Annotated in this window: 28 protein-coding genes; 15 read left to right on the plus strand and 13 right to left on the minus strand. The window is 33.8% G+C overall.

Annotation, left to right across the window (positions count from 1 at the left end; translation table 11 throughout):
- Positions 1-73 precede the first annotated feature (73 nt).
- The 6 genes from I862_RS03415 to I862_RS03440 all read left to right on the plus strand — a co-directional run bounded on the left by I862_RS03415 (position 74) and on the right by I862_RS03440 (position 6,704).
- A complete protein-coding gene (locus I862_RS03415) occupies positions 74-1,855 on the plus strand; it encodes an ABC transporter ATP-binding protein (RefSeq protein WP_038538971.1) in 1,782 nt (593 codons plus the stop codon).
- 8 nt (positions 1,856-1,863) lie between these two features.
- Positions 1,864-2,802, plus strand: a complete 939-nt coding sequence (gene fabD, locus I862_RS03420) for an ACP S-malonyltransferase (RefSeq protein WP_038538973.1) — start codon at positions 1,864-1,866, stop codon at positions 2,800-2,802.
- 12 nt (positions 2,803-2,814) lie between these two features.
- Complete coding sequence (gene fabG, locus I862_RS03425) at positions 2,815-3,552, plus strand: 3-oxoacyl-[acyl-carrier-protein] reductase (protein WP_038538975.1); 738 nt, start codon at positions 2,815-2,817, stop codon at positions 3,550-3,552.
- Positions 3,524-4,678 (plus strand): cell division protein ZapE, encoded by a 1,155-nt coding sequence (gene zapE, locus I862_RS03430; RefSeq protein WP_158499260.1) that lies wholly within the window; start codon positions 3,524-3,526, stop codon positions 4,676-4,678. Before fabG ends, zapE begins: the two co-directional genes overlap by 29 nt.
- A 60-nt stretch (positions 4,679-4,738) precedes the next feature.
- A complete protein-coding gene (locus I862_RS03435) occupies positions 4,739-5,674 on the plus strand; it encodes a TerC family protein (RefSeq protein WP_199398826.1) in 936 nt (311 codons plus the stop codon).
- A gap of 100 nt (positions 5,675-5,774) precedes the next feature.
- Complete coding sequence (locus tag I862_RS03440; protein ID WP_038538977.1) at positions 5,775-6,704, plus strand: class I fructose-bisphosphate aldolase; 930 nt, start codon at positions 5,775-5,777, stop codon at positions 6,702-6,704.
- 46 nt (positions 6,705-6,750) lie between these two features.
- Here I862_RS03440 and dapE read toward each other — a convergent pair whose 3' ends face one another.
- Together dapE and dapD are read right to left on the minus strand one after the other, a co-directional pair.
- Complete coding sequence (gene dapE, locus I862_RS03445) at positions 6,751-7,890, minus strand: succinyl-diaminopimelate desuccinylase (RefSeq protein WP_038538979.1); 1,140 nt, start codon at positions 7,888-7,890, stop codon at positions 6,751-6,753.
- The gene (dapD, locus tag I862_RS03450; protein ID WP_038538981.1) at positions 7,891-8,712 is read right to left on the minus strand and encodes a 2,3,4,5-tetrahydropyridine-2,6-dicarboxylate N-succinyltransferase; all 822 of its coding nucleotides are present in this window, start codon (positions 8,710-8,712) and stop codon (positions 7,891-7,893) included.
- An 87-nt stretch (positions 8,713-8,799) separates the two neighbouring features.
- Between dapD and I862_RS03455 the strand changes: the two genes are divergently transcribed.
- Positions 8,800-9,627 carry a zinc-ribbon domain-containing protein gene (locus tag I862_RS03455; RefSeq protein WP_038538983.1) on the plus strand — a complete coding sequence of 276 codons (828 nt, stop codon included), beginning with the start codon at positions 8,800-8,802 and terminating at the stop codon, positions 9,625-9,627.
- Positions 9,628-9,689: 62 nt separating this feature from the next.
- On the opposite strand, the gene I862_RS03460 is transcribed toward I862_RS03455, so the two are convergent.
- From I862_RS03460 to phaR, 4 genes are all read right to left on the minus strand, one after another.
- Positions 9,690-10,283 (minus strand): TetR/AcrR family transcriptional regulator, encoded by a 594-nt coding sequence (locus tag I862_RS03460; RefSeq protein ID WP_038538985.1) that lies wholly within the window; start codon positions 10,281-10,283, stop codon positions 9,690-9,692.
- Positions 10,284-10,475: 192 nt separating this feature from the next.
- Entirely contained in the window at positions 10,476-11,156 is a 681-nt protein-coding gene (locus tag I862_RS03465) for a hypothetical protein (protein ID WP_038538987.1), read from the minus strand.
- A gap of 230 nt (positions 11,157-11,386) precedes the next feature.
- A complete protein-coding gene (gene hslV / locus I862_RS03470) occupies positions 11,387-11,935 on the minus strand; it encodes an ATP-dependent protease subunit HslV (RefSeq protein ID WP_038541251.1) in 549 nt (182 codons plus the stop codon).
- A 21-nt stretch (positions 11,936-11,956) separates the two neighbouring features.
- Positions 11,957-12,448 (minus strand): polyhydroxyalkanoate synthesis repressor PhaR, encoded by a 492-nt coding sequence (phaR, locus tag I862_RS03475; protein ID WP_052646367.1) that lies wholly within the window; start codon positions 12,446-12,448, stop codon positions 11,957-11,959.
- A 45-nt stretch (positions 12,449-12,493) separates the two neighbouring features.
- Between phaR and I862_RS08390 the strand changes: the two genes are divergently transcribed.
- Genes I862_RS08390 through I862_RS03490 form a run of 3 tightly spaced genes read left to right on the plus strand, consistent with a single transcriptional unit; the run spans position 12,494 to position 14,423 of the window.
- Positions 12,494-12,769 carry a hypothetical protein gene (locus tag I862_RS08390; RefSeq protein WP_038538989.1) on the plus strand — a complete coding sequence of 92 codons (276 nt, stop codon included), beginning with the start codon at positions 12,494-12,496 and terminating at the stop codon, positions 12,767-12,769.
- The gene (locus I862_RS03485) at positions 12,723-13,763 is read left to right on the plus strand and encodes an alpha/beta fold hydrolase (RefSeq protein ID WP_158499262.1); all 1,041 of its coding nucleotides are present in this window, start codon (positions 12,723-12,725) and stop codon (positions 13,761-13,763) included. The genes I862_RS08390 and I862_RS03485 overlap by 47 nt, the downstream gene beginning before the upstream one ends.
- A 15-nt stretch (positions 13,764-13,778) precedes the next feature.
- A complete protein-coding gene (locus I862_RS03490) occupies positions 13,779-14,423 on the plus strand; it encodes a thiamine diphosphokinase (protein WP_038538993.1) in 645 nt (214 codons plus the stop codon).
- Here I862_RS03490 and I862_RS03495 read toward each other — a convergent pair.
- Positions 14,416-15,303: a DMT family transporter gene (locus tag I862_RS03495; protein ID WP_038538995.1), complete on the minus strand. Its 888-nt coding sequence runs from the start codon at positions 15,301-15,303 to the stop codon at positions 14,416-14,418. The two genes, I862_RS03490 and I862_RS03495, sit on opposite strands and share 8 nt — an antisense overlap.
- A gap of 189 nt (positions 15,304-15,492) precedes the next feature.
- Positions 15,493-16,131: a hypothetical protein gene (locus tag I862_RS03500; protein WP_148299478.1), complete on the minus strand. Its 639-nt coding sequence runs from the start codon at positions 16,129-16,131 to the stop codon at positions 15,493-15,495.
- Positions 16,132-16,391: 260 nt separating this feature from the next.
- Between I862_RS03500 and I862_RS03505 the strand changes: the two genes are divergently transcribed.
- Entirely contained in the window at positions 16,392-17,672 is a 1,281-nt protein-coding gene (locus I862_RS03505; protein ID WP_038538999.1) for a PAS domain-containing sensor histidine kinase, read from the plus strand.
- On the opposite strand, the gene I862_RS08265 is transcribed toward I862_RS03505, so the two are convergent.
- Positions 17,669-18,352: a response regulator gene (locus I862_RS08265; RefSeq protein WP_052646370.1), complete on the minus strand. Its 684-nt coding sequence runs from the start codon at positions 18,350-18,352 to the stop codon at positions 17,669-17,671. The two genes, I862_RS03505 and I862_RS08265, sit on opposite strands and share 4 nt — an antisense overlap.
- A gap of 165 nt (positions 18,353-18,517) precedes the next feature.
- Here I862_RS08265 and I862_RS03520 point away from each other — a divergent pair, with 165 nt between their 5' ends.
- A complete protein-coding gene (locus tag I862_RS03520; protein WP_038539000.1) occupies positions 18,518-18,745 on the plus strand; it encodes a hypothetical protein in 228 nt (75 codons plus the stop codon).
- A 392-nt stretch (positions 18,746-19,137) separates the two neighbouring features.
- Entirely contained in the window at positions 19,138-20,568 is a 1,431-nt protein-coding gene (locus I862_RS03525; RefSeq protein WP_038539003.1) for an Npt1/Npt2 family nucleotide transporter, read from the plus strand.
- A gap of 105 nt (positions 20,569-20,673) precedes the next feature.
- Here the strand turns inward: I862_RS03525 and I862_RS03530 are convergent, their stop codons facing one another.
- Together I862_RS03530 and I862_RS03535 are read right to left on the minus strand one after the other, a co-directional pair.
- The gene (locus I862_RS03530; RefSeq protein ID WP_038539005.1) at positions 20,674-21,141 is read right to left on the minus strand and encodes a DUF721 domain-containing protein; all 468 of its coding nucleotides are present in this window, start codon (positions 21,139-21,141) and stop codon (positions 20,674-20,676) included.
- Position 21,142: 1 nt separating this feature from the next.
- The gene (locus I862_RS03535) at positions 21,143-22,651 is read right to left on the minus strand and encodes a YifB family Mg chelatase-like AAA ATPase (protein ID WP_038539007.1); all 1,509 of its coding nucleotides are present in this window, start codon (positions 22,649-22,651) and stop codon (positions 21,143-21,145) included.
- A 136-nt stretch (positions 22,652-22,787) separates the two neighbouring features.
- On the opposite strand from I862_RS03535, the gene I862_RS03540 reads away from it, so the two are divergent.
- Positions 22,788-23,561, plus strand: a complete 774-nt coding sequence (locus tag I862_RS03540; RefSeq protein WP_324604785.1) for a sensor histidine kinase — start codon at positions 22,788-22,790, stop codon at positions 23,559-23,561.
- A gap of 14 nt (positions 23,562-23,575) precedes the next feature.
- Here I862_RS03540 and I862_RS03545 read toward each other — a convergent pair whose 3' ends face one another.
- Positions 23,576-24,019, minus strand: coding sequence for a hypothetical protein (locus tag I862_RS03545; protein ID WP_038539011.1), 444 nt, complete (start codon positions 24,017-24,019; stop codon positions 23,576-23,578).
- Positions 24,020-24,332: 313 nt separating this feature from the next.
- Here I862_RS03545 and I862_RS03550 point away from each other — a divergent pair, with 313 nt between their 5' ends.
- On the plus strand, positions 24,333-25,262 hold the full coding sequence (locus tag I862_RS03550; RefSeq protein WP_038539013.1) for a hypothetical protein: 930 nt from the start codon (positions 24,333-24,335) through the stop codon (positions 25,260-25,262).
- A gap of 60 nt (positions 25,263-25,322) precedes the next feature.
- On the opposite strand, the gene I862_RS03555 is transcribed toward I862_RS03550, so the two are convergent.
- Positions 25,323-26,228: a DUF1338 domain-containing protein gene (locus I862_RS03555; protein WP_038539014.1), complete on the minus strand. Its 906-nt coding sequence runs from the start codon at positions 26,226-26,228 to the stop codon at positions 25,323-25,325.
- Between the last annotated feature and the right edge of the window lie 193 nt (positions 26,229-26,421).

The raw sequence follows: 26,421 nt of genomic DNA on the forward strand, positions 1-26,421 counted from the left end.
TTGCATATAGGCCTGATAAAGTATATGTTGGCCTTTAAATTTTAATATTATTTTTTTACTGATTGCATGAAAGATGTATAAAATACCGACAAAATTTTTTAACTTTTTATGGTTTTTCATTAAGAAACAACCGATCGGTTTTATAATTATTACTCTTACCTCACTGGTAAATGCAATTTCAAGCACAGTGTGGCCTTATGTTACAGGCAATTTAGTCGATGCTTTCGTTGATTACTCCGGCTCTATGGAAGGTGCATTTGAAGCCCTGAAAAAACCTATTATTATTGCATTTTGTTTTTGGATAGTTATTGAGCTTTTATCCCGAATCAGGGGGTTCTCATTATCAGCCGTCATGCCTAAATTTCAGGCGGCAATCAGATTAAGCGCTTTTAAATACGTGAGCCAGCACTCACATGCTTATTTTGTTAGTAATTATGTCGGAGGGATAGCAAACAGAATATCCGACCTCCCGCGCGGCGCACAAATGGTGGTTGATGTTTTAATTACCATCTTTATCCCGGTATTGGTTGCAATAATAATCTCCTGCTCCTTTTTCTTTTCGGTTAATCCTTATTTATGTTTAGTGCTGTCTACCTGGCTCGGGTTACATTTACTTATTTTATTCTTTATGTGCAAAAAAGCTGCTAGCCTTTCTCGCACCCAATCGGAAGCCAGAACTTATCTACAGGGTAAGATAGTCGATACTATCAGCAATCATCTTAATGTAAGATTATTTACCCATCACAAACATGAAGAAGAAAAAATAAATGAAATTTCCGATGATGAAAAAGATAAACTTAAAGCCACTCTCCATTATGTTGAAATAATTAAATTAGTTTTAGGGGTGATGGGAATTTTTTGGATGGTAGTATTATTTTCTACTACTTTTAAATTTTGGAGTAGTGGGATTATCACGATCGGTGAGGTGGTGTTAGTAATTAATTCTACATTAAATTTAATGGCGCAAATGGGTGTTGCCGCTGAAGAAATGACTTATCTAATTAGAGAAATTGGAGTTTGTCAGCAAGCCCTCAGAATCTTCCAAGATCCGGTAACTATTACTGATGTCCCTAATGCAACCAAATTAAAAGTTAAAAACGGCACTATTAAGTTTGAAAATGTTAACTTCAGGTATCGTCATAATGAAAATATGTTTTATGATCAGTCTTTAACTATACGGGGGGGACAAAAAGTCGGGCTGGTAGGGTTTTCAGGCAGTGGTAAAACAACTTTTGCCAACCTTATTTTAAGATTATATGAGATTGATTCAGGAAAAATTACCATTGATGATCAGGATATAACCCAAGTTACCGCTAAATCTTTAAGAAAAAATATTTCATTTATTCCGCAGGATCCGATTTTATTCCACCGGACGGTAATTGATAATATTAAATACGGAAATATTCGCGCAACCGATGAAGAAGTAATTGAAGCAGCTAAAAAGGCCGGTTGCCATGAGTTTATTCTCGGCCTGGATGAAGGATATAATACTACCGTCGGAGAAAGGGGCACTAAACTATCGGGCGGGCAAAGACAAAGAATAGCAATCGCACGGGCAATATTAAAAGATGCGCCAATTGTAATTATGGATGAAGCAACTTCAGCCCTGGATTCGGTAATGGAAAGACAGATCAGAGAAAGCTTAAAATACTTAATGGAAGGGAAAACTACTCTTATTATAGCGCATAGACTTTCAACATTGTTACATGTAGATAGAATCCTCGTATTCGACAGGGGGCAGATACTTGAAGACGGCTCTCATACCGAGCTCTTAAGTCACAAAGGTCATTACTCTTTATTGTGGAGCTTACAGCAAGACGGGCTGTTACCTGATATGAATAAAAAAACTGAATAAGGGTTGAAATGAGAACTGCACTTTTATTTCCCGGCCAAGGTTCACAGAGCATTGGAATGGGTAAAGAACTTTATGATACATTCTTAGAAGCTAAAGAAGTATTCCAGGAAGTCGATCAAGCTTTAAAGCAAAACCTCTCTAAAATTATATTTGAAGGCGATCAGGAAACCTTAACCTTGACTTCAAATACTCAACCTGCCCTCATGACGGTTTCAATTGCCGTCATGAGAGTATTGGAAAAGCAAGGCAAGTTAAATATATCAAAAGATATCTCCGCAAGCGCCGGCCATTCCTTAGGAGAATATTCAGCTCTTGCAGCAGCTAAGTCTTTCAGCTTAACCAATACTGCACAGCTGTTAAGAACGAGAGGCAATGCAATGCAGGAAAGCGTTCCATACGGAAAAGGCGGCATGGTTGCGCTGCTTGGAACCGAGATAGAACAAGCTGAAAGCATTTCCAAAGAAGCTAATAATTTCGGAATTTGTAATATTGCCAATGATAACGGCGCCGGGCAAATTGTTTTAAGCGGCGAGATCTCAGCAATGAATTACATTCTAGAAAACTATAAAATCTTTGGAATAAAGCGAGCTGTCAAGCTCCCTGTCAGTGCTCCGTTCCATTCGGACTTAATGAAAAATGCCGAAAAAATTATGGATCAGGCATTATCAGCATCTGAGATTAATTTACCCCTCATTCCGATAATAGCTAACATTTCGGTTAAAGCCTATTCATCTACCGTAGAAATAAAAGAAAATTTGGTTAAACAAGTTTGCGGAAGAGTAAGGTGGAGAGAAACCATGAACACTTTAGTTAATGACTATAAAATTGAACGTTTTATAGAGATCGGTTCAGGAAAAGTGCTAAGCACTATTGCAACTAAAATGTTTCCTGAGTATAAAGCTTTAAGCATATTATCCCTCCAAGATATAGAAGAATTTTTAAAGTAGGAGAAACAAAAGATGTTTAGCTTAAATAATAAAAAAGCTCTTGTCACGGGAGCAAGCGGCGGCATAGGCAAAGAAGTTGCAAAAAGCTTAGTTGAAGCCGGCGCAAGCGTAATTTTAACCGGTACCAGGGAACAAGCTTTAAAAGAAGCTTGCGAGTCCTTAGGGGATTCAGCGAATTATTTGGTAGCTAATCTTGGTGACTCCGATTCGTTATCCGGTTTATTCAATAAGGCTGAAGAAATGACGGGTGGTATTGATATCTTAGTTTGTAATGCGGGAATTACGAAGGATAATCTTACTATACGAATGAAGGATGAAGAATGGGAAGAAGTAATCAGGATTAATTTAACCGCTACTTTTAAGCTTAATCAAGAAGCCCTAAAGAAAATGATGAAAAGAAGATTCGGCCGTATAATTAATATAACCTCGGTAGTCGGTTTTACCGGCAATTTCGGTCAAGCTAACTATTGCGCCTCTAAGGCAGGAGTAGTAGGGATGACTAAAGCAATTGCCATAGAATCAGCCACCAGGGGAATTACGGTAAATTGTATTGCTCCGGGATTCATTGAAACTCCTATGACCGATGTTCTAAAAGATGAAGTCAAGCAGCAGATATTACAAAAAGTGCCGATGCAAAGAATGGGGACACCTAAAGAAATTGCAAATGCAGTGCTGTTCCTCGCTTCCGAAGAAGCTTCTTATATCACGGGGAACACCCTGCATGTTAACGGCGGCATGTACCTGGCTTAATTCCATGGGATTCAACTTAAGAGAGTTATATAGTAATTTTATAAAAGATAAGGGATTAGAAAACGATCCCGGCCAATTTGAGTTGGTGAATATATTAGATCAATATAAAACCTATCTTGAAACAAAAAACCAACCGCTTATAAAAAGAATTTTTTCTAAAGGCTCTCGAAATAAAGAAGAAAAAAAGAAAGGCATATATATTTACGGTGATGTAGGTAGAGGTAAATCCATGATCATGGATTTATTTTATAATAGCTTAATTTTAAAAAATAAACGGCGTATTCACTTTCATCAATTCATGCTTGATTTTCATAATGCCTTACATAAATATCGCATTAAAAATCAAAGTATAAGTAATAGTGATGATCAAGTAATTATGCTTGCCAAGCAAATTGCAAAAAAAGCCAAAGTTATCTGCTTAGATGAGTTGCAGGTAAATAACATAGCTGATGCTATGATTGTGGAGAGGTTATTCACTGCTATAATTAACGAAGGAACCTTTATAGTTATTACCTCTAATCGTCATCCTGAAGAGTTGTTTAAAGACGGGTTGCAAAGAGAAAGATTCGTACCCTTTATAAATTTAATTAAGCAGAATTTTTTAATATTTCAACTTAACAATTTTAAAGATTATCGCCTGGATAAACTAACCTGTTTAGATAAGCTTTTTTTCTCCCCCTTAAATCAAGAAACGAAAAACCGAATTAACGAGATAATCGGCACTATTACCGGCAATAAAAAATTAGAGCGTAAGGAATTATTTATTGAAGATAATAAAATATTAAAGCTGGAAAGGACGTATGGAAATATAGCTGTTTTCACCTTTAATGAGTTATGTCTTATGCCGCTTGGCGCGATTGACTATTTTAAAATTGCGCAAAATTTTAATACGTTAGTTATTGAAGATATACCGGAGTTAACTAATGATAACCATAATGAAGCTTTAAGGTTTATTACTCTTATTGATTGCTTATATGAGAATCATACCCGCCTTATATGCTCCGCAGCAAATCCGATTGAGAAGATCTATAACGGTACCAGAAACCGCTTTGAATTTGATAGAACTATATCAAGGCTTACGGAAATGCAAAGCGCCGAGTATATCATGGCTCAGCAAAAGTCTTAGGTTTAGTTCTTATCTTTAATAGACAAGCTTAAAAGTTCATTTTATACTTAAAGTTCATATATGTTTAAAGTGGATAAAATGTTTTCAGTTTATTTTTGGGTAGGATTTGTTGCTTTTGTTTTGGTTATGCTTGCAATTGATCTCGGTGTGTTAAATAAAAAGCCTAAAGAACCGAAATTTAAAGAGGTATTCTTTTTAACAATTTTTTGGATGATTCTTGCTTTCTTATTCGGAGGCTTGATTTATGCTTATGCCGGCAGCCAAAAAGCAATGGAGTTCATCACGGGTTATTTAGTCGAGCTTTCTTTAAGTATCGATAATGTGTTCGTATTCGTATTATTATTTAATTATTTTAAAGTAGAAATTAAATATCAGCATAGAGTGCTTTTTTGGGGAATAGTAGGCGCAATTGTAATGAGATTCCTCATGATCACGGGTGGAATTTATTTAGTGCAGCACTTCCAGTGGATATTTTATATATTCGGAGCATTCTTAATATTCAGTGCTTATAAAATTGCTTTTTCGAAAAGTGAAGAAGTGGAAATTGAAGATAATAAGTTAATTAATTTCTTAAAACGTTACCTTAGGGTTACAAATAAGCATCATGGCGATAAATTTGTAGTAATAGAAAAAGGTAAACGAGTATTCACTCCTTTATTTATACTATTAATTTTGGTTGAAAAAAGTGACCTTATATTTGCCATGGATTCAATTCCTGCCATCCTTGCAATCACTCAAGATTCTTTTATTGTGTTTACCTCTAATATATTTGCTATTCTCGGGCTTAGGTCGCTTTACTTTTTACTTGCTAAAGTAGTGCATAAGTTTGTTTATTTAAAATACGGCTTAAGTGTTATTTTAGCTTATATAGGAACTAAAATGATTTTACTGGTGCAAGGAGTTCATATCCCGACTTCTTTATCCCTTGGAGTGATAATCCTATCTATTTTAGTTTCCGTATTGCTTTCTTTAAATAAAGCTAAAAAAATACAATAACTTATAAGTTGAAATATAGAGTTTTAATAAAACCATTGCATTTAGATTTTCAATCTTCTAAAAAAGCTTAATATAAATAATTTTTAAGTAATATTTTATTATGAACCCTACTCAAAAAGTTAGAAAAATTTTATCCTATTATGAAAGTGATAACCCCGGAACTAAAACAAATATAGCAAGAATATTAATGGCCGGGAAGCTGGGCGGCACGGGAAGGATGGTAATACTTCCGGTTGATCAGGGTTTTGAACACGGACCTATAGCAAGCTTTGCACCAAACCCGGAAGCTTATGACCCGCATTATCATTATAAGCTTGCAATTGATGCAGGCTTAAGTGCATATGCCGCTCCTCTCGGTATGCTTGAAGCAGGAGCCGATACTTTTGCGGGAGCAATTCCGCTTATATTAAAAGTTAACAGCTCTAATGTACTATTAAATAAAAATTTGGCTCCCGATCAAAGTATTACTGCAAGTGTTAAAGATGCACTTAGACTCGGTTGTGCAGCTGTAGGGTTTACTATTTACCCGGGCTCGGATCATTCCCTTCATATGATAGAAGAAATTAAGGAAATGTCTGCTGAAGCTAAATCTTATGGGTTAGCTACGGTAATTTGGTCTTATGCAAGAGGAGGCATGGTTTCCAAGGATGGAGAAACGGCTCATGACGTGATAGCTTATGCGGCACATATTGCAGCACTACTCGGTGCACATATCATTAAAGTTAAGCCTTCTATTGATGCTATTGAATTAGATAATGCTAAAAAAGCATTCGAGAAAAACCCCGTCTCAATAAAAGAATTAAAAGATAGGATAGCACATATTGTGAAAACTACCTTTAACGGCAGAAGGCTAATGGTGTTTTCAGGCGGAGCAACAAAATCTACCGAAGATGTATATAATGAAGTAAGAGCTATTCGAGACGGCGGCGGAAACGGTTCAATCATCGGTAGAAATACTTTCCAAAGACCAAGAGCCGAAGCTTTAAAACTTCTTTCGGATATTATAGAAATTTATAAAGGCAGGCTATAAATTAAACTTAGGATTAAGTATCTTAATCCTAAGTTTATAAACCGAGCTATATCTTAAAAAACTTAACAAGGAACCGGCGGTAGATTTCTTCGAGCTTTTCTATGTGCTCTATTGACGAACATTCGTCTACCTTATGGGCAGTACTGTTTAATAGACCAAATTCGATCACGGGACAATAATCTTTAATAAATCTTGCATCGGAGGTGCCGCCCGAAGTGCTGAGTTCTGCTTGTTTGCCCACGATTTGAGTAATACTTTCCTGCAAAATATTTATAAGCTCAGCTGATTCAGTAATGAATGATTCCCCGCTTATACGATATTTTAACTCATATTTTTCAAAAGCAATATCATCACAAATGGATTTAATTAAATTAATTAATCCTTCTGAAGTATGGTTATTATTAAACCTGATATTAAAAGTAGCTGAAGCAAGCGCAGGAATTACATTATCTGCCGAGTTACCGACATCTACTGAAGTGATTTCAAGGTTTGACGGATCAAAAAATTTATTCCCCTGATCTAAGTTATATATTTTTACTGCATTTAATATTTTGATTATATAATTAATCGGGTTATCAGCATTATGCGGATAAGCAACATGGCCTTGCGTACCTTTTATTTTTAAATAAAAAGTAATACTTCCTCTTCTGCCGACTTTAATTGTATCGGCAAAATTAATTGTTGAGGTCGGCTCCCCTACTATGCAGGCATCAAGCTTTTCCTCCATCTTAGAAAGCTGATTTAAAACTTGTTTAGTGCCGTTTATCCCTTCGGCTTCCTCATCCCCGGTAATTAAAAAACTAATGCTACCGCTAAATTGATTGTCTTCAATAAACTTAGATACAGCAGAAATCATAGCAGCAACTGCGCCTTTCATATCCACCACACCCCGCCCGTAAATTATCCCTTCATCAATAATGCCTGCGAAGGGATCAAATTTCCAACTACTTATATCCCCGGTCGGCACCACATCTGTATGCCCGGCGAAACAAAGGTGCGGAGAAGCAGAACCAAAGCGCGCATATAAATTTTTAACCTCATATGAACCATTCCCACTAAAAGTCATAATTTCACAGTTAAAGCCATGCTCTTTAAGAATCTGATAAATTAAATCAATTGCCCCATCATCCGTCGGAGTCACACTGTTGCATGCAATCAGTTTTTGAAGTAAAGGGATCAGCTGCATTTACGGCCTCAATAATTCATTTAAAGAAGTTTTCGAGCGGGTTTTTTCATCAACTTTTTTAACTATTATAGCTGCATAAGTATGAGTTTTACCGTCACTGCTCGGTAGCGTCCCGGGCACCACTACCGAGTAAGCGGGAATTCTGCCGTAAATAACTTCATCCTTCTCACGATCATAAACCCTGGTTGATGAACCGATATATACCCCCATAGAAACAACAGCTCCCTGCTCTACAATTACACCTTCGGCAATTTCGCTTCTTGCCCCGATAAATACATTATCCTCAATTATCACCGGGTTTGCCTGCAACGGCTCTAAAACTCCACCTATACCTGCTCCGCCCGAAATGTGACAATTTTTCCCGATCTGAGCACAACTTCCGACAGTCGCCCAAGTATCAATTAATGTACCCTCATCAATGTAAGCACCGAAATTTACGAATGAGGGCATTAATATTACATTTTCAGCAATATAGGCACCATGGCGCACGATGCAGCCCGGCACTACTCTAAAGCCGGAATTTTTAAAATCATCTTCGGTATAACCAGCAAATTTCAAAGATACTTTATCATAATATTTAAAATCCGATCCATCAGTAATCATCTTATTTTGATTATATTTAAATGATAAGAGAATAGCTTTTTTTATCCATTCGTTTACTTGCCATATTCCCTCTTTTTTTTCGGCGACTCGAATTTCTCCTTTATCCAGCTGTTGTAATACTTGAGAAATTTTTACTTTTATGTCTAAAATTTCCATTGGATCTGAGGTTGAGTTACGCTTTTCCCAAGCTGACTCAATAAAATCTATTATATTTACCATATTTTTACTCGAAGCAAATTAAATATAATTGAAAATATACCTAAAATAGAGGTATAAACAATAACAAATGATTTTATTCCATCTAACATGATTGTAACTTGCGATAATTGTAGTACTAGTTTTAATGTGCCTGAAAATGCTATCGGTGAACATGGCCGGTTTGTACGCTGCTCTAAATGCGGGCATGAGTGGGTAGCCACACTTCCCGAAAAGCCGTTTAATTTAGATCAGGAAATAATAAAGAAGGAGATAGCCCCTCCCCCTTTACCGGATAAAAATCCTTCTGAAGCAAAGGAGCCAAAGCAAACTGCCTTATCTCCTAAAGCAAGCACAGGAAGTGAAGTGCAATTTGATTTAAATGCCCTACGTCCTAAAAAAGTTACCACTCAAGAAATTGCCCCGCCTCCGCGTAAAAAAACACTCTTCTTTTATAGTTTGTTAATAATAACTCTCATTGCTGCTTTATTATTAGCCGGGGTTTCTTTATTAGTTTATAGAGATGCCGTAATTAAAAAATTACCCAGCCTCGAAAAAATATATAAAAAAGTCGGTATTTATAATTACAGCAACTTGATTTTTGAAGAAGTAAACTGTCAAATAGGCCAACAAACTTCTACTACGCCAACGTTAAAAACTCAAGCTGTTGATATACATTTAAGGGTAAAGAACACCGGTTTAACTACCCAACGTTTAAGCTATATAAAAATTACCGCATTTGATAAAAAAATGAATAAACTTAGCGATTTTAAAGTTAAGCAGATGAAAGCCGTTAAGCCTAATAAAGAACAGGTAATTAACATTACTATTAATGCCGTTTCTAAAAAAACTCGCTTTATCAGCATAGAGATGGGCAACTACCCTGATTTTTATTTATATAATTCAAAGTATATTAAGACTTTTGTTCCGCTGAAATAACTATTTATTAGGGTCTTTGACAGGCCTTAGGAAGCAAAGTAATTACCAAGGCCTAAGACTTATTAATTTAAGTTAGCAATTACACCATTAATAAATTGTTTAACCAGAACTTCCGGGTTATCCAGCTTTATTCTTGCGAGCTTGCCTTTAGTGCCGAGTGAGCAAATACCATGAATTCCCGCCCATATAATTGCAGTGGTAGATTTAATATCAGATGTCTTATTGCTTGCAATATCAGATATAACGCCCTCTAAGAGATCAAATAACTCTGCAATTTTATTAGTATACCAATTAGGTAATATCTGCTTATTTGAAAAACGGTATTCAAATAATATATTCCATAAATTATAATCTTCTCTACTGAATTTTAAGTATTCTTCTGCAAGCAGATATATAGATTTCTCGGGAACAGCCTCTTGATCAATCACCGCTTTCAGGCGGTTTAAAAGCATATCAATTATTCTTGCATTTACATGAATAAATATATCATCAAGATTAGTAAAAACATTATATAAAGTACCCACCGTATAGCCTATCTCAGCAGCAATTTTTCTGGTGCTTACCTGGGTATATCCGCTTTTACTTACAAGGTTAAAAGCCGAATCCAATATTAGCTTAGTTAATTCATCTCTTGTGTGATCGCTTCTGCGTGCCATTTGTTTATAACTAATATGATAAAGTGTGGAAAACTTACCATTTTTAAAAAAGTTGTTCAAGTTAATAAATAATAATTTATTAACATAATTTTATTTTAACTATATTATTCGTATAAATTTAGGGATATATCTATTAAAAAAGGTGCTTACTTATAAAGTAAACACCTAATAGATTATATATCTAATTTATATTTAAGCGTGCATATTTTCTTGGCTATTAAAGATGAAGCTATCTTCAATTAATGAGCCGCTATAATTATATAAGCACACCAAATATTCCGGACTTACATCAGCTAAGTGTATAGCCTTTGTAGCCAATTCATTCATCTTTATGTTTGTAATAAATAAATCTTCAAAAGTTGCTTCAGGAAAATTAGAAAAGTCTAATATCGCCTTTCCTTCAAAGAAATCTCTCACTACAAATTTGCACCCGTTGATTTCCTTACCGTTTAGCTTAGTCGCTTTCCCTATGGAAATAGTATCATCTCCCGGAGTATTCGGGATAGCTACAATTTCACCGCCGTCATAATGTACTTGTAATATTGCAGCACTCGATTCCGCTGCCGCTTTAAAGTTTGCTCCATCTGATGCAGGAGCTACTTGAAGCACAGGCATAATAACCTTATAACTATCTAACAAATCACAAGAAACAAAACCTTTTTTCAGGAATTCCTCCAAACAAAAATCCTTGCGATGTTCAAAAGCAATATTACTACTAATTCCGATACCCGCAATATCACTTTTGGTTGCTACTTCCCTATCTGATTCAAGATTACAAATTTTTATGCCTTTCTCTTGGTTTAAGTATTCAAGACACTGTTCTGCTCTTTCTAACTTATCACCTCCGATATTAGCTTTAACTTCTTTTTGCAATTTTTTACCAAAATCGCTTACCTTGTCTATAACATCACTTACATCAGCTTTTAATTTTTTTTACTTCTTCAGAATTTTTTAATTTTTGCAGTCCCTGCTTTATCTTTTGTTTCAATTTCCCAAAATCCATAACACCTCTAATATGTTCATTTAGTTAATGCATTGATTTTAATAATTTTTCTGCAAAAAATCAGCATAAAACATAATAATTTATTATTAAGAAATAAAAACTAAATTTTCTCAATTCTAATTTCATGGTTGGTATAAACACAAATATCAGCTGCAATTTTCATAGATTTCTTAACTATTTCCTCCGCGCTAACCTCTTTAATATCAATTAAAGCTCTTGCGGCAGAACGTGCATAATTTCCACCCGATCCTATCGCAGCTATACTATGCTCAGGTTCTAATACATCCCCTGTTCCGGAAACAATTAAAGTTATATCTTTATTTGCGACAATCAGCATTGCTTCTAATTTCCTTAAATACTTGTCAGTACGCCAATCTTTAGCCAGTTCAACAGAAGCCCTAAGTAATTGCTGCGGATGTTTCTCCAATTTCTCTTCCAATTTTTCAAATAGTGTGAAAGCATCTGCGGTTGAGCCGGCAAACCCTGCAATAATTGTGCCACCTGCAAGTGTTCTCAGTTTATTAGCCGTAGATTTCATTACACAATGCCCCATGCTCACCTGGCCATCACCGGCTATCACCACTTGCCCGTCTTTTCTTACGCATAAAATAGTTGTTCCGTACCATTTATTTTGATCATCATGCTGCATAAATTTCATTACCCGTTTAAATTACTTATCTTTTTTGTTATTGGAAGAAGGGTTCAACCCGGACATATTTTTAAGCATTGCTTCCATAAAATCAGCATTTTTCTTACTATAGTCTTCCCACATTTTTGTCCAGTTATTTGTGAATAAGAAATTGCCGCCGCCTGCGGAACTCATGAATTCCTGCATATTATTTTCATTTTTCTTAAAATGATCCATACTATGAGTTATATATGCATTAAACACTGACGAAAGGTTGTTATCATAAAGCTTTATTATTTGCTTTAAAAACTCTAATGGAAGTAGGCTATACCCCTTAGATTCATGTTCCAAAATAATTTGAGTTAAAGTTACCCTGGTTAAATCTTCTCCAGTTTTTGCATCTATAACTATTATGTTGTGATCCTCTTTAATCAGATTACTTAATTCCTCCAATGTAATATAAGCACTGATTGCAGTATTATAAAGCCTACGATTAGGATATTTTTTGATGACAATTTTATTATTTTCTGGCAATGTTCAACCTATAAAATTACTTTATATATTTATCATACTGAAAAAATGGCAACTAATCAAAACCCTTTCGAGGAACTTTTAAAACAATGGACGGAACAAACCCAAAAATTTACTCAAGATCCTCAAGTTCTCGACGCAATGACGGAAAGTTTTTTAAAATTGCAGAAAAATATTTTAAATTTCTATGAAAATAAAGACAGTTCAAGTTCCGGAATTAATTTATCTCACGACATACTTAATGCAATCGTTAAGCTCAGCAACCGGGTTAATGAACTTGAAGAACGGATCAGAATATTGGAAAACAATACCGGAAACACTTAAAGACCGGATAAACAACGATTATTATTACCTACAAAAAGGACTAAACTTATATAACACTTCTCATATAAGCACTTATAGCTCACCAAAAGATTTAGTTAAAAAAATTGGTTCAACTCAATTATTTCATTTTAAAGGTAATGGAGTACCGCTGGTATTCATACCCTCTCATATTAACAAAGCTTACATTTTAGATTTCTCCGAATCCTGCAGTCTTATAAGGAGGCTTAAAACTTCAGGAGTTAACCCCTATTTAATAGAATGGAATGAACCTGGAGAAGAAAAATATTTTAACTTTGAGGACTATCTTAATTATCATATAAAACCGATTCTAGATATTGTTAAAGCTAGAGAAGGAAGAAAAGTGATTGTTGCAGGTTATTGTATGGGTGGGTTATTTGCACTTGCAGCTGCACAATTATTCCCGGATTTAGTGGATGGTTTGATTACTCTTTCAACTCCTTGGAATTTTCATACTCCGAGCTTCCTTGATTATCCCTTGAGCCCCTATTATGCAGCATTACTGAACTCCCTATATAAAAATTCTCCTTCTATCTCAAAGCATTTAATTCAGCTTATTTTTTACTTTTTAAAATATAGAGATATTAATAATAAATATATTAAATTAGGCAAAGGAGAATGCCGGCCTGATGAATTTGCTATGCTTGAGAACTGGGCTAATGATGGATTGGATATATCAACCACCCTATTTATGGAATGCATGCAGGATTTGGTTATTCAAAATAAAAGCTATTTAAATGAATGGCGAATTAACGGAGAAATAATTACTCCCGATAAATTAAAGCAGAAGTCATTTTGTGCCGTGGCATTGAATGATAAAATTACTCCTATTTCTGCAACACTACCTTTAGGTATATCTCTTAGAAATTCCGTACTAAAAGCTGTGAATTCAGGACATTTAGGGATGATAATTAGTGACAAGCATTCAATATCTCCTTCGCTTATCGAGTGGATAAAATTAAATTTTAAGCATTAGTGAGGAGGAATAAAGATGAAATTTATTATAATTGCTAATTCTTTAACCATTTCAAAGGAAGAGATAAAAGATATTGCAGGGGAAGCAAAAATTATTGCACTCGATGGTATTGCTAATCATCTGCTAAATATTAATATAATACCTCATGCTGTGGTAGGAGATTTTGACTCAATTTTTGCTGAAACTATAGTTAATTTAAAAAAACTTGATGTAATTTTATATAGAATAAATGATCAAAACAGTACTGATCTGGATAAAGGAATTTGTTTTTGCAAACAAAATGGTGCAACGGAAATTATTATAATAAATGCATTCGGTGGCACGCGGCTTGATCATAGCTTAATGAATTACAGAACATTAAAAAGACATTACTCAAAGCAATGCAGAATAAAAATTAAAGAGCAACAGTCATATTTAGAATTGTTTACTAACTCAACTTTGATAATTTCAGGCATCCCGAAATCGAATCTTGCACTACTGGCCGCACCGCTTGCAGCGACTACCTCTCAAGGTTTAGAATATGATATGGATAATCATATTCTAGAGTTCGGCTTAAGTGAAAGCACCTCAAACTCGTTAAAAGCTGAGCAGGCAACTATAGAAATTGCAGGCAGTGCATATTTAATTCATGAACTTAATTGCCAAGTACAACCTATTTAGAATTCTTTAAAAATAATTTAATTGAACCTAAACTAGCCCCGACCAGAATTAAAATCATTGAAATTAATACATTCATACTAAACTCTGCTTTTCCGAGTAAAATCATCCATACTACTCCTAAGAGCGGCATTAAGTACCCAAATAGCATAACAGCTTTTACATCACCGAACCTTACGGCATACCCCCAAATAGTATAAGCAGCTCCCCAAGGGGCGATACCAAGATACATAATAGCTAGTAAATGTTGAGTAGATATAACTGTCGACTCTTCTACAAATATGTGAGTAATAAAAGCTAATATTGATATAATTCCAAGGGGAAGCCCTACCGAATCAGCAGGAATATCGGAAAATTTTCTATTAATAACGGAAACGAATGACCAAATAATAGAGTTCAAAAACCCCATCATAAATCCGAATAATACCTCTCCTTTCATGCTCATCCCACCGTCTTTAGCTGAAATGAAAACAACCCCTATAAACCCGATGACAGCACCGATATAATGCAAATTACTAAGCTTTTCTTTGAAAAGAAATGCAGCAAAGAATAAGGCAAAAATAGGCCATAGATTAGATACTAAATAAGAAAGCACAGGATCACCATGTTGCATGGCAATTAAGAATGTAGCATTAGAACTGAATATTCCGATTACATAAGTTAACACATAGTTTAACGGCTGCTTCAATTTAAGCGTAATGCTCCCGTATTTATATTTCCAATAAATCATATGTACTATAAATGCAAAAAAATAAGCTATGGAAAGACATAAAAAAGGAGGGATTCCTTTTGTATATATTGAAACGATCGGAAGGGTAGACCAAAATATAACTGCAATTAAACCGAGTAGGGTTGCACTCTGAGTATTTTGATTAGAAACCATGCTAACTCCTCTTTGACAAAATTAGTAGGACTTTATCGAAAATACATAAGAAAAGCAATAAATTAATGTTTTTTATTTCTCAACCACATGAGAAAATATACACTTTTTATACTTTTTGAAAGTATGGTTTACAATATATTCCATCGTTTTATCAGTAATTCTATTCAGACACGGCAAGGTAGGCAAATATTATTTTATCTTCTCAGCAGCATAACCTCTGGCAGAAATATAATCTAAAAATTCTTTCCCTTCATTAGTAAGCTTGATTCGGTTTTTCTCCTTTTTAGTTAAGCCAGACTTTTGTAAAAAATCTATTAATTTTTCAGAAGAAATTTTAGGCTGCCCGGCTTCATGAAGTTTAAAAATCGAACTTATCTCTTTACTATCAATCGTCTTATCTTCAGCGCTAGCTAATTTTTTAAGTAAAGCTAACTGGCTTGGTAAAATTATCTGATATGTGCGCTCAAAATATAGCGATATATATGCATCACACAACAACCCTTTAAGAAGTTCTTTTTCTGATTCCTTATCCTCATTCTCTTCTAAGAATGTATTTATAGCAAAATATATGTCATTAACCAAACTTATTTCATGCATTCTAACTACCTCTTCAGCGCTTTGCGGTGAATTAGCCGTCGTTTCTTGTAAAGGTTCAAGAGGGGTAGTTTCAATTTGCCCAGTCTTCATATATTTTTGGGGCACAGCTTTTGTTACAAATTCTTTAATATCCCCTACTTCTTCTTGATTCCCCGGTATTTCTACATCAACTCCTTGAGGGCTTGAAACCTTCAAACCTCTTTCATGAACAGCATCATTTACTGATACCATAATATTCCTTAAAGGATTCGCAAAGTACTTAAATATAAAGAACGCAACGATGGGCCATGATATTGCCTGAAGGAAATTTAATATATCTATAAAGTGATCCATGACATTACATCCTATTATCAAAAATTAATAAATTAACAAGTTAGCACTATTATTTTTTTTTAAGTATGATATTAAAAGATTATAAGTAACCTTAGGAACGTGAAAAAAAATAAAAATTTACTTAAATACCCTTTAATCCTTAAAAAGTATAGGGCTTTATGAATAGATTACAAAAATTATTACCCAATCCCCATCAGATAATACCTAAAGAAAAGATTAAGAAAACCTTATCACCCGTCAACTGTATTTTACCCTCTTATTCCAAATGTTTCAGCAGTAATAACGGGCTTCTTGAAATGATGCAACCTTTAATCACCCATATAACTAATTTAAGGTTAATGCAGGATCCCGGACTTTCTTATAAAGAAGTTGTTAACGAGTATATTACAAATTTTATTAAAAATGCTCCGATTGCGGTAGCTTTTTTGGATCTTGATTTAAGAATAGTTACTTATAGCTCTAAATGGACTTTATGGTTTAAGGAAAACTTAACGGCTAAATCCAATTCTACCCAGCTGGAAGGAAAAAATATAATTGATTTACTTTCTCCATGCCCGAAGTTAATAAAAAAAATATTAAATAATAACTTAAAAGGCATCAGTGAATTTAGAGATGTTTTAGAATATAAAATCAAAAATCGCACACGTGCAGTCAGGTGGGAATCTTTCCCTTGGCGCGACCATGAACAGAGTCCTCTCGGGGTTGTAGTTTTTTGTGAGGATATTACCAAAAGGCAACAACTTACTTTACGTGCTAAAAAACTTGAACAGAGCAACCAATTACTTGAGAATTTTGCGTTAATTTTTTCTCACGACTTAATTCAACCGATACGTCAAATTAGTAATTTTATCGGAATTCTAGAGGAACAATTTAAAGAAGCTAATATAAAAAACACTCAAATAGAACATACCTTCTCAATAATAAATAAAAGTTTATCTCAAATTAATACTCTTTCAGAAGGTATTATACTTTATTGTAGAAAAGGAGAATTAGCAATTAGCTTAGAACCGGTATCCTTATTACAGACTATAAATGAGATAAGCAATAGCTGCCTTATGTCCAATCAACTAAACTTAAATCTCTTATTTGATAACACTATATACCTAAAGGCCAATAGAACCTGCATGCTGCAATTATTTCAAAACTTACTTACTAATGCAGTAAAACACTCTTCTACGGAAAACCCTTTAATCACAATATGCAGTGAGAAATTAAATAATAATTTTTATAGGGTAACTATTCACAATAAAGGCGCTTGTAGTTCCCGTTATATTAAGAAAAATATATTTGAACCCTTTTGCTCTTCCAATAAGGATGGTTCAGGCTTAGGTTTAATGATTTGTAAAAAAATCGTTACTTCGTTTGGCGGAACCATTGATATTAATTCAACAAAAAAACACGGCACTACCGTTACCCTAACTCTTCCGGCAGCTGATTAGCTAGGTAAGGTTACGGTTTTAGTCCAATAAGTGAAAGCTTTATGGAACTGGTCTTTAAATTCCTCAAAAGAAAAAGATTTTCTTATAAAACCACTCGCCTGCAAATGATAAGAAGAGAGCACATCTTCGCTGCTTACGTTACTGGTTAGCATAATTACCGGTATATCGCGATATATCGGCCGTTTTTTAATATCTTTTAGAATATCAAAACCTTTCATCCCGGGTAAATATATATCAAGTAATATTAGATCAGGTTTTGGAAATTGGCTTTTACCTTCTTCATTTGAATCTCTAAAATATTCTAATGCCTGTTGACCGCTATGTATGGTATATATAGTTATCTGCTCGGGGAAATCCTCTAATGCTTTTCTTATTAAGAATTCATCCTGTAAGTTATCTTCAACTAATAATACGTTAAAATGTGTCTTCTTTTCTTCTACTACAGAATTTTCTGCTTCAAAGCCTTCAAAAAAGCATGTAATTTGAGCATTAAATATTTTAGCAATTTCATATAGCAAGCTTGCGGATATTTTATTTATTCCCTGCTCATAACGCTGAACTTGTTGAATAGAAATATTAAGTTCACTAGCTAATTTTTTTAAAGGCCAACGCATTTTTACTCTAAAATTACGAACCTTTTTACCAAGAAATTTATCTAAATTATTTATTTCTAAACTCATATAAGATCAATTAACCATATGATTTTTTATATAATAGCAAAAATAAGCTTAAAAGCTAAGGTAAAATTTTTGTTTTTTTAATGCAGCATACAAACAAGCATTATGGTTTATTAGTTGGTATGTCAGGTTATTAAACTTTCATAAATAAAACTTAAGGAGGAAACTATGGCAGTTAATCAAAATAAAAAGTCAAATTCACAAAATCTAACCAACGAAGATAAGCAAAGAATGAGTGCTAATTACGCTGCAATGGGCAAAAAAGGTGGAGACACTACCAAAGAAACTTACGGCAGCGAATTTTACAAAAATATTGGTAAAGAAGGCGGTAATGCACGTAAAGAACAAATGGCTCATTCCTCTTCATATACTAATAAAGAGAAAGGAAATAAATAGTTCTTATGCGGGGGGTATTTTTCATACTGAAATATTCGCTTAATAATGAAGACTAAATTATATAACCCGAAGTATTAATTATTTCTAAGATCATAAAATAATATACTACGGGTTTTTTTACAAAGATTCTTAAAGCATCCTTACCCTTCAATTGAATAACAAGAAAAACCACTTTTTACTAAATATTTGTTTAAATTGAGCACTAAATAAGTAGATATTATAACTCTCACACTTTCATAAATTAATATTTTCAATCTTTTTTATAACCATCCAACCTTCTTTTTTTATAAATCTTATCTAATAATCAAAAATAGTTCCATGTTCTTAATAAATTATTAACCATATTAGGTTATATTATTTAAGCATTAACAACATAAACTAATCAAAATTATATGAATTTTAAGAAATTTATCCCGATACAAGCACACGAGTTACCTAAATTTTTACTCACCTCTTTTATGATGGTGCTAACCCTTTATATATACAGCATTGTAAGAAATGCTAAAGACGCAATCATTATCTCTAATGTTGGTGCCGAATTAATAAGTACCTTAAAGTTATTCGGCGTACTACCCTTCGCAATAATATTTATGGTAGCTTACACAAAAATAATTGATTACTTAAATAGAGTCACCACCTACCACGTGGTAAACTGGTTTTTCATGAGCTTCTTCATAGTATTTGATTTATTTCTATACCCGAATACGCATTTAATTCATTTTGATTTAAGCAATATGATAACTAAGCTTCCGGCACTGAAATATTTTTTCGTTATGGTTGAAAATTGGTCATACTCATTATTTTATATAATGTCCGAGTTATGGGGCAGTATGATGCTATCATTAATGTTCTGGCAACTTGCAAACCAAATTTATTCTATAACTGACGCGAAAAAGTTTTATTCACTATTCGGCTTTGTCGGGCAAATCGGCTTATTTTCCGCAGGTTCATTTATGATGCTGTTTACTAAAACCGGTACAACTTGGCAAACTTCATTACATTATATAACTTCCTCTATATTATTATCAGGAATATTACTTAGCATTGCATTATTTGTTTTAGGTAATTACCTTGTCGGTAATGATACAATAAACGGAACCCAAACTAAATCCAAAAAGAAAAAGCCGGGTTTAGTTGAAAGTTTAAAGTATGTTTTCTCCTCTAAATATATAGGATTAATTGCTCTCCTTGTTATATGCTATGGTATTTCAATTAATCTGGTGGAAGGAGTGTGGAAAAAGCTAATTCAAATAGTTTATCCAGATCCAAAAGATATTAGTAATTTCGGCGGCAAAGTACAAATGTACACTGCCCTTGCTACGTTTACCGCGATGCTGGCAAGCTCTTTTGTGCTTCGTATTTTTAGCTGGAGAACGGCTGCTATAATAACTCCTATTATTATTTTAATTACCGGAGTACCGTTTTTCATATTTGTAAGTTATAAAGGATGGTTTGCAAATACATTGGATGTGACAAGCACAACTATACTATTCTTCGCAGTTATATTCGGCGCTACACAAAACGTTTTAAGTAAAGCAATAAAGTATTCTTTCTTTGATCCGACCAAGGAAATGGCTTATATACCGCTTGATGAGGAACTTAAAGCTAAAGGGAAAGCAGCTGCTGACGTTATCGGCGGCAGGCTGGGGAAATCCGGAGGTGCAATCATTCAGTGGAGCATGCTCTCTTTCATAACCGGTTCTACACTTGTTAGCCTTGCTCCCATACTTTCTATTATTTTTGTAATAGTTATGTGCATATGGTTTATTGCAGTAATTAAGCTTAATAAAGAATTTAAAATAAAATCTTCCGGATCTAACTAATTTTGTTATTTAAGCGGCTTATACTGTTTAGTATAAGCCGCTTTTTAATTTAATATAATAAATTATATTAAAAAAACCAATACAATATTATCTTCTCGCTTTTTACTAAGAAATTTGCTCGGCGATGCTTTGAAATATTTCTTTAATTTCAGGATCTTCAATCTCTGCTAATGCATTAGTCATGGTACTATTTATAACACCCGGTTTTTTCGGCTGTAGTGTATTTAAGCTTGCATCTTTCTTTTTTCGTTTGGGTATTATCTGTAGTTTAATTTTATCTACTGCTCTATAGCCGAAATAGGTTGCAATTTTTTCAACAATTATATTGGAATTCGCCTGAATTTCTAATCCGAATCCTGGGTTTTCAACTCCTATAGTTAAAATACCATTAATGTTTTCCTCTCCTTGAAATTTTACTACCACGGGAGAACAAATTTGAGCAATTCTTACTCCTACAATTTGCTGCCAATTGGCTGTTATTTTAAAGTTAATAAACCCATATTGTTTACATATCGGCTTAGTCACTTCTTCAATAATGTTTATCAGCTTCTTGGGTGCAGAAATTTTTTGCATATCACTTTTGGAATTTACTTATTCTAAAGCTTAAGGCTTCAGCTATATGGTTTTTGCTTATATTTTCCTGATTGTCAAGATCTGCAATAGTCCTGGCAACCCTTAATACTCGATTATAACCTCGCATTGAAAGATTAAATTTTTCAACTGCTTTCTTTAAAAAGTCGATTATCTCTCTATTAAGGTTGGTAGCTTTAGTCAGTACTTCACCGTCGGCATGCGCGTTAAGCTGAATCTTTACTCCACTATATCTGTTTTTTTGTATTTCACGAGCGCGAGTTACACGGGCAGCCACATTTTCGGAAGATTCGCTCTCATCTTCTTCAATCTCTAAAATATTTACAGCCGGCACATCAACTTTCAAATCAAACCTATCAATAAGAGGGCCTGAAATTTTTGATTGATAATCCTCAGCGCACCTGGGAGCCTTGGAACAAGATGAGTTAATATCACCGAAATACCCGCACCTGCAAGGGTTCATCGCAGCAATCAGCTGAAAACGCGAGGGGTAGGTAATATGGGAATTTACCCTTGCAATAGTTATGCTACCGGTTTCTATCGGCTGTCTTAAGGATTCTAAAACATTACGGGGAAATTCAGGCAGTTCATCTAAAAACAATACTCCGTTATGAGCAAGGGTCACTTCTCCGGGTTTAGCATTTCTTCCACCCCCTACAATTGCAGCCATTGAAGAGGATGAATGAGGATCTCGATAAGGCCTTTTAGTAATAATTCCTTCAGAATCGGCAATAATCCCTGAAATACTTGCAACCACACTTACCTCCAGCACTTCTTCAGACGTAAGCGGCGGCACAATTCCGGGCAAACGTTTTGCAAGCATCGATTTACCTGAACCGGGAGGGCCGATCATCAACATATTATGCCCTCCTGCAGCAGCAATCTCTAAGGCTCGCTTAGCAATCCTTTGCCCTCTTATATCTTTAAGATCCGGATACTCGCATACATATTCAACCTTATCAACTTGCGGACATGTAATGAAGTGCTTTCCGTTTAAATGGTGAATTAAAGCTATAAGCGAACTTGCTGCAACTATTGAATTATTACCCGACCATGCTGCTTCTTTTCCATTTAACTCTGGACAAATCACTCCCAATTCCTGTGAATTAGCAAATATCGCAGCCGGAAGTACACCATTCACATTCTTTATTTTACCGTCAAGCGAGAGTTCACCCATAATAATATATTTTTCTACTTCCTCTTGCGAGACTATTTCAAGTGAAACTAATAATCCAACGGCAATAGCCAAATCAAAATGATTACCTTCTTTTAAAAGATCGGCAGGGGAAAGATTCACCGTAATTCTTTTTGCCGGGAAAGCAATCGCCATACTATGAAATGCTGCTCTTACTCTTTCTTTAGATTCTGCAACCGATTTATCAGCAAGCCCGACAATATTAAAACATGGTAATCCCGGTGCTATATGTACTTGAACATCTACTTCCTTACATTCTATTCCTAAAAAGCAAACAGTTTTTATACTAGCAATCATTAGCAATTTATATTATTTAATTAAAGTTATTACTGCTATAGCATGTTAAATATGCTATTTCTAGGAAAGAATTTTATATATCTATGTTATGAAAATGAATTTTATTATAATACTATTGATTTTAGCTGCCGTTTTTATGTTGCTTAACATATATTTAATAAAAAGTTACTTAAACCTAAAATTAAGTAACCAAAAAATTCTTTTAGCAAGTAAGGCAAAATCACTTTTTATGCAGAAATTAGCTTATGAATTTCGTAATCCTTTAAATGGTATTGCAGGATTTTCGGAAATGCTGGAAGCCGGATATTTCGGTGAACTTTCTCCAAAACAACAAGAACGTGTACATGATATATATACCTGCGGAAATCAGCTTCAAAGCTTAATAAAAGATTTAATCGATTTATCTAAAGGTGAGTCGGGAATGGTTGAACTGATTGAAACTGGGACAAATCTTTCTGTTATAATTGATAAAGCTATAGATGGTCTTAAAACTAAAATTTCTTCTAATAAAATTCGTATTTTAACTGATTTGGAACCTATTGACTGTCAAATTACGGGGGATCAAAATAAGTTGGTTCAGGTTTTTAGAAATATTATTGATAATGCGGTGAAATTTTCTTTAAAGGGCGGGCAAGTCACTATAAAGCAATCAAGTATTCAAGATAAATTTCTTAAAATCAGCATTGCTGATTCAGGTATAGGTATGAATCAAGATATTTTGGATACTCTATTTTTATTCCCTGATGACACCAAAAAAACCAAAAGTTTGAATAACGGGTTAGGCATGGGTATGCCTTTGGCTAAGCTTTTTATTGAACTGCACGGGGGAATAATTGAAGTTGATAGTGAGGATAAAATCGGTACTACGATTGCAATTTTAATTCCTGAATCCAGGTTAAAACTTTGTTAGCTTAACTTAAATATTTATAAGCCCAGCTCATCGTCATCCATTGCAGCTTTGATGTTAATTTTATCATACCCGTAAGAGCTGAACTTATCCTGCTGGCCTTCTATGATCCTTTCTTTAACCGCCTTTATGGCAAGAGCTTTATCTTGATGTGTTTTATAGTCCCAAACTACTTCATCAATTTGTTCCGCACTTAAATTTTTAAGCTGCATGGTGCTTGCAACCCCTTCACTTGCTAAAAATGCGGATCCGTATTTACCATTTACTTCCATTGAAGCAAGTTGAATTAGCATTTGCACTAAGTTAGAAGCTTTTATTTGATCCATTGAAAAAGCTATAATATCTTTTACTTGCTCATCTTTAAGCTTAATGATTAACGCTTCTTTAAGCCCATATTCCATTAATTTTAATCGTTCTTTCTGCATAGGTTGATTCCCCTCATGTTCTTCCCATACATTCATCTTCCCATACAAGTTATTAATAAAACGTTAATTTTTTTAATTATTTTAAATATTTTTTTATTATTTTCAAATGTAATGCTATAAAAACATTTCAAGCATGCTGCCAAAAACCGGCTAATTATTATAAAATTTTAACCGTGTGTACTTTCTAATTATTTACACTTTAATTAATTTGTAATAATAGTATTACAAAAATATCAGTTTTGTATTATCACTAACAATATATTTATAGAATTAATTCAGCTAAAGTTTATATAAGCCTTTAGTAACTCTGTACTTAATTATAACAAAAATTTAAAAAAAGAGCTTTTAGATGAAACGTAGAACTCGTAGCCAAAGCAATAGTGTTAATGAAGAAGTAATAATTAAGTTATTAAAAGAAAAGTTTATTTTTGCTTTAATTGATAACCCTGAATGTGATGTGATAAATCTATCTGTTTATGATAGTGATATTGCATTAAGAATATTTAGCATTATTGAAAATTATTTTGATAAAAATTCTATTAAACCAGAAGGTACCAAGTTAAATATTAAGGAATGTGCAATCCTAATATCAAGCTCAGATGTTGAGAAGTTTACCGGACTTGATAAAATTATTAATAGAAATTTTATAAAAAATCATAATAGCCGGAATACCAATATTCTATACGTTCCGCTAACCGAAGACGAGATTATAAATCATAAAAATTCCACACAAGTTTCCGAATTTGAAAAAGAGAAAAAAATACTTATAGACAAGCAAAATGAACTTAAAACAACTTTAGCTAAGGAACTAAGAGAACTTACTAAGCAATCAACTATCAATATCAGGCTTATAGAAAAGTTATTGGAAGAACAATCAGAAAATAGAATATATATTACTGAGCTAACTTCAGCATTAGTTAATATGAAAGCAGAGAGAGTAAAGTTACAGGAATGCATAGAACATTTTTTCCCTCTTTCTTTACCAGGCAATGACGAAGTTTTTGCAAGCGAATTACCTAAAGTTTGTACTATCAATAAACAGCTCGACAATGATGATGAGGAAATTGACGTTGAAACTACAGGTGAACCCTTAAATAAGAAAATAAAGTTTAATAAAAAAGAAGTGGCTGTAGAAGCATTAATTTCTTTAAGCTCTACAAAAAGTACAAATACAGAACCTTTTGTATCAAAGATCAATAAGTTTAAACCTAATAATACAGATACTAAGTTTGCTGAAAGGATTTTATACAATAAAAATAGTAATACCTACTGCAAATAAGTATTTTTCAGTTAAATACATTTCTTTTTATTTTAACCTTAAATTTAGGTACTATATGGATTATGCAGTCTTTTTTGTATAAAGTGATTCAATCACATGGTTCGCATTTTGCGGAATGAAATTACAATAGTAGTCTTTGGCTAAAGTCGGCTTGTCTAAATTTGAGTATCTCCACACAAATTCTAAAAAACTATTGTGTGTGGTTATTTCTTTATCTTTAAGTCGGATTTTTATAGACAAACCATTAGTTGAAGATTGTGCAATCCCGCAATATTCACCACCTTTTATATAATTAGAAGTAGCATTTAGGGTTATTACATTGCTTTTTAAAACATTATCATTAAATTCAGCAAGGCTACTCGCTTTATTATCTAAATGGATTGATATACCAAAATGGTTAACTACTCTTCCAAAAGCAAGTACCCATGCAATCAGCTCGTTCTCTTTAAATACCGTTTCATATTCTTCAGAAGTCAGCTTAGGTCTTTCTTTATCAATTAAGTGATTATATAAAAACCCGGTAATTTCCAGGATTAAAGCTTCATTATTTTTATCAATCTGCTCTCCATAATATTCAAACTTCTCCATATCCAGAGGCTTTGTAAGTGCTGCATATTTTTCTACTATATACCTTACCTGAGGAGAAAGTGCATCAAGCTTAAAATCAGCAATAACAGGTTGAGCTGTGGTATGATGTGCTAGTTTTTCATCGTAATTTTCTTCTCGCATCCATGCAAAAGGGTTATGCTTCTCCGGCAGATATCCTTCACCTTTATAAACAAATCCTAAACTTGAAAAAATGGCTTTTAAATGGTTAATTCCTGAGTTTTCAGAAGGTAAATCTATTATTGCAAAATGATCTAAATGTATGTCATCTCCATTAAAAAGCTGATCATAGAACGGTATACTCTCTTTATAACCATCCCATAACATTTGAACTAACTGCTGCCTAATTTTTTCCTTCATAAAGCCTCCCTAATTTGTTACCCCTTAATATGGGAAAGAATAACACATTAGTTTGTCGATACAAATGTAAAATAGTAGATTTAATACTATAGTGAAATAAGCTGTATTATGGCGCTCACAAACTAATATAAGCCTTAAAGGCTATAAGTACATTAATTCTCTTATTATGCTGCAATTTAATTGCTTTTACTAT

The sequence above is a fragment of the endosymbiont of Acanthamoeba sp. UWC8 genome (assembly GCF_000730245.1).
GTDB lineage: Bacteria > Pseudomonadota > Alphaproteobacteria > Rickettsiales > Midichloriaceae > Jidaibacter.

Coding starts and splice junctions, on each gene's coding strand:
- I862_RS03415 (WP_038538971.1), top strand. CDS start 74: ATGTATAAAATACCGACAAAATTTTTTAACTTTTTATGGTTTTTCATT.
- fabD (WP_038538973.1), top strand. CDS start 1,864: ATGAGAACTGCACTTTTATTTCCCGGCCAAGGTTCACAGAGCATTGGA.
- fabG (WP_038538975.1), top strand. CDS start 2,815: ATGTTTAGCTTAAATAATAAAAAAGCTCTTGTCACGGGAGCAAGCGGC.
- zapE (WP_158499260.1), top strand. CDS start 3,524: ATGTTAACGGCGGCATGTACCTGGCTTAATTCCATGGGATTCAACTTA.
- I862_RS03435 (WP_199398826.1), top strand. CDS start 4,739: ATGTTTAAAGTGGATAAAATGTTTTCAGTTTATTTTTGGGTAGGATTT.
- I862_RS03440 (WP_038538977.1), top strand. CDS start 5,775: ATGAACCCTACTCAAAAAGTTAGAAAAATTTTATCCTATTATGAAAGT.
- dapE (WP_038538979.1), bottom strand. CDS start 7,890: ATGCAGCTGATCCCTTTACTTCAAAAACTGATTGCATGCAACAGTGTG.
- dapD (WP_038538981.1), bottom strand. CDS start 8,712: ATGGTAAATATAATAGATTTTATTGAGTCAGCTTGGGAAAAGCGTAAC.
- I862_RS03455 (WP_038538983.1), top strand. CDS start 8,800: ATGATTGTAACTTGCGATAATTGTAGTACTAGTTTTAATGTGCCTGAA.
- I862_RS03460 (WP_038538985.1), bottom strand. CDS start 10,283: ATGGCACGCAGAAGCGATCACACAAGAGATGAATTAACTAAGCTAATA.
- hslV (WP_038541251.1), bottom strand. CDS start 11,935: ATGCAGCATGATGATCAAAATAAATGGTACGGAACAACTATTTTATGC.
- I862_RS08390 (WP_038538989.1), top strand. CDS start 12,494: ATGGCAACTAATCAAAACCCTTTCGAGGAACTTTTAAAACAATGGACG.
- I862_RS03490 (WP_038538993.1), top strand. CDS start 13,779: ATGAAATTTATTATAATTGCTAATTCTTTAACCATTTCAAAGGAAGAG.
- I862_RS03495 (WP_038538995.1), bottom strand. CDS start 15,303: ATGGTTTCTAATCAAAATACTCAGAGTGCAACCCTACTCGGTTTAATT.
- I862_RS03500 (WP_148299478.1), bottom strand. CDS start 16,131: ATGGTATCAGTAAATGATGCTGTTCATGAAAGAGGTTTGAAGGTTTCA.
- I862_RS03505 (WP_038538999.1), top strand. CDS start 16,392: ATGAATAGATTACAAAAATTATTACCCAATCCCCATCAGATAATACCT.
- I862_RS08265 (WP_052646370.1), bottom strand. CDS start 18,352: ATGAGTTTAGAAATAAATAATTTAGATAAATTTCTTGGTAAAAAGGTT.
- I862_RS03520 (WP_038539000.1), top strand. CDS start 18,518: ATGGCAGTTAATCAAAATAAAAAGTCAAATTCACAAAATCTAACCAAC.
- I862_RS03525 (WP_038539003.1), top strand. CDS start 19,138: ATGAATTTTAAGAAATTTATCCCGATACAAGCACACGAGTTACCTAAA.
- I862_RS03530 (WP_038539005.1), bottom strand. CDS start 21,141: ATGCAAAAAATTTCTGCACCCAAGAAGCTGATAAACATTATTGAAGAA.
- I862_RS03535 (WP_038539007.1), bottom strand. CDS start 22,651: ATGATTGCTAGTATAAAAACTGTTTGCTTTTTAGGAATAGAATGTAAG.
- I862_RS03540 (WP_324604785.1), top strand. CDS start 22,788: ATGTTGCTTAACATATATTTAATAAAAAGTTACTTAAACCTAAAATTA.
- I862_RS03545 (WP_038539011.1), bottom strand. CDS start 24,019: ATGAATGTATGGGAAGAACATGAGGGGAATCAACCTATGCAGAAAGAA.
- I862_RS03550 (WP_038539013.1), top strand. CDS start 24,333: ATGAAACGTAGAACTCGTAGCCAAAGCAATAGTGTTAATGAAGAAGTA.
- I862_RS03555 (WP_038539014.1), bottom strand. CDS start 26,228: ATGAAGGAAAAAATTAGGCAGCAGTTAGTTCAAATGTTATGGGATGGT.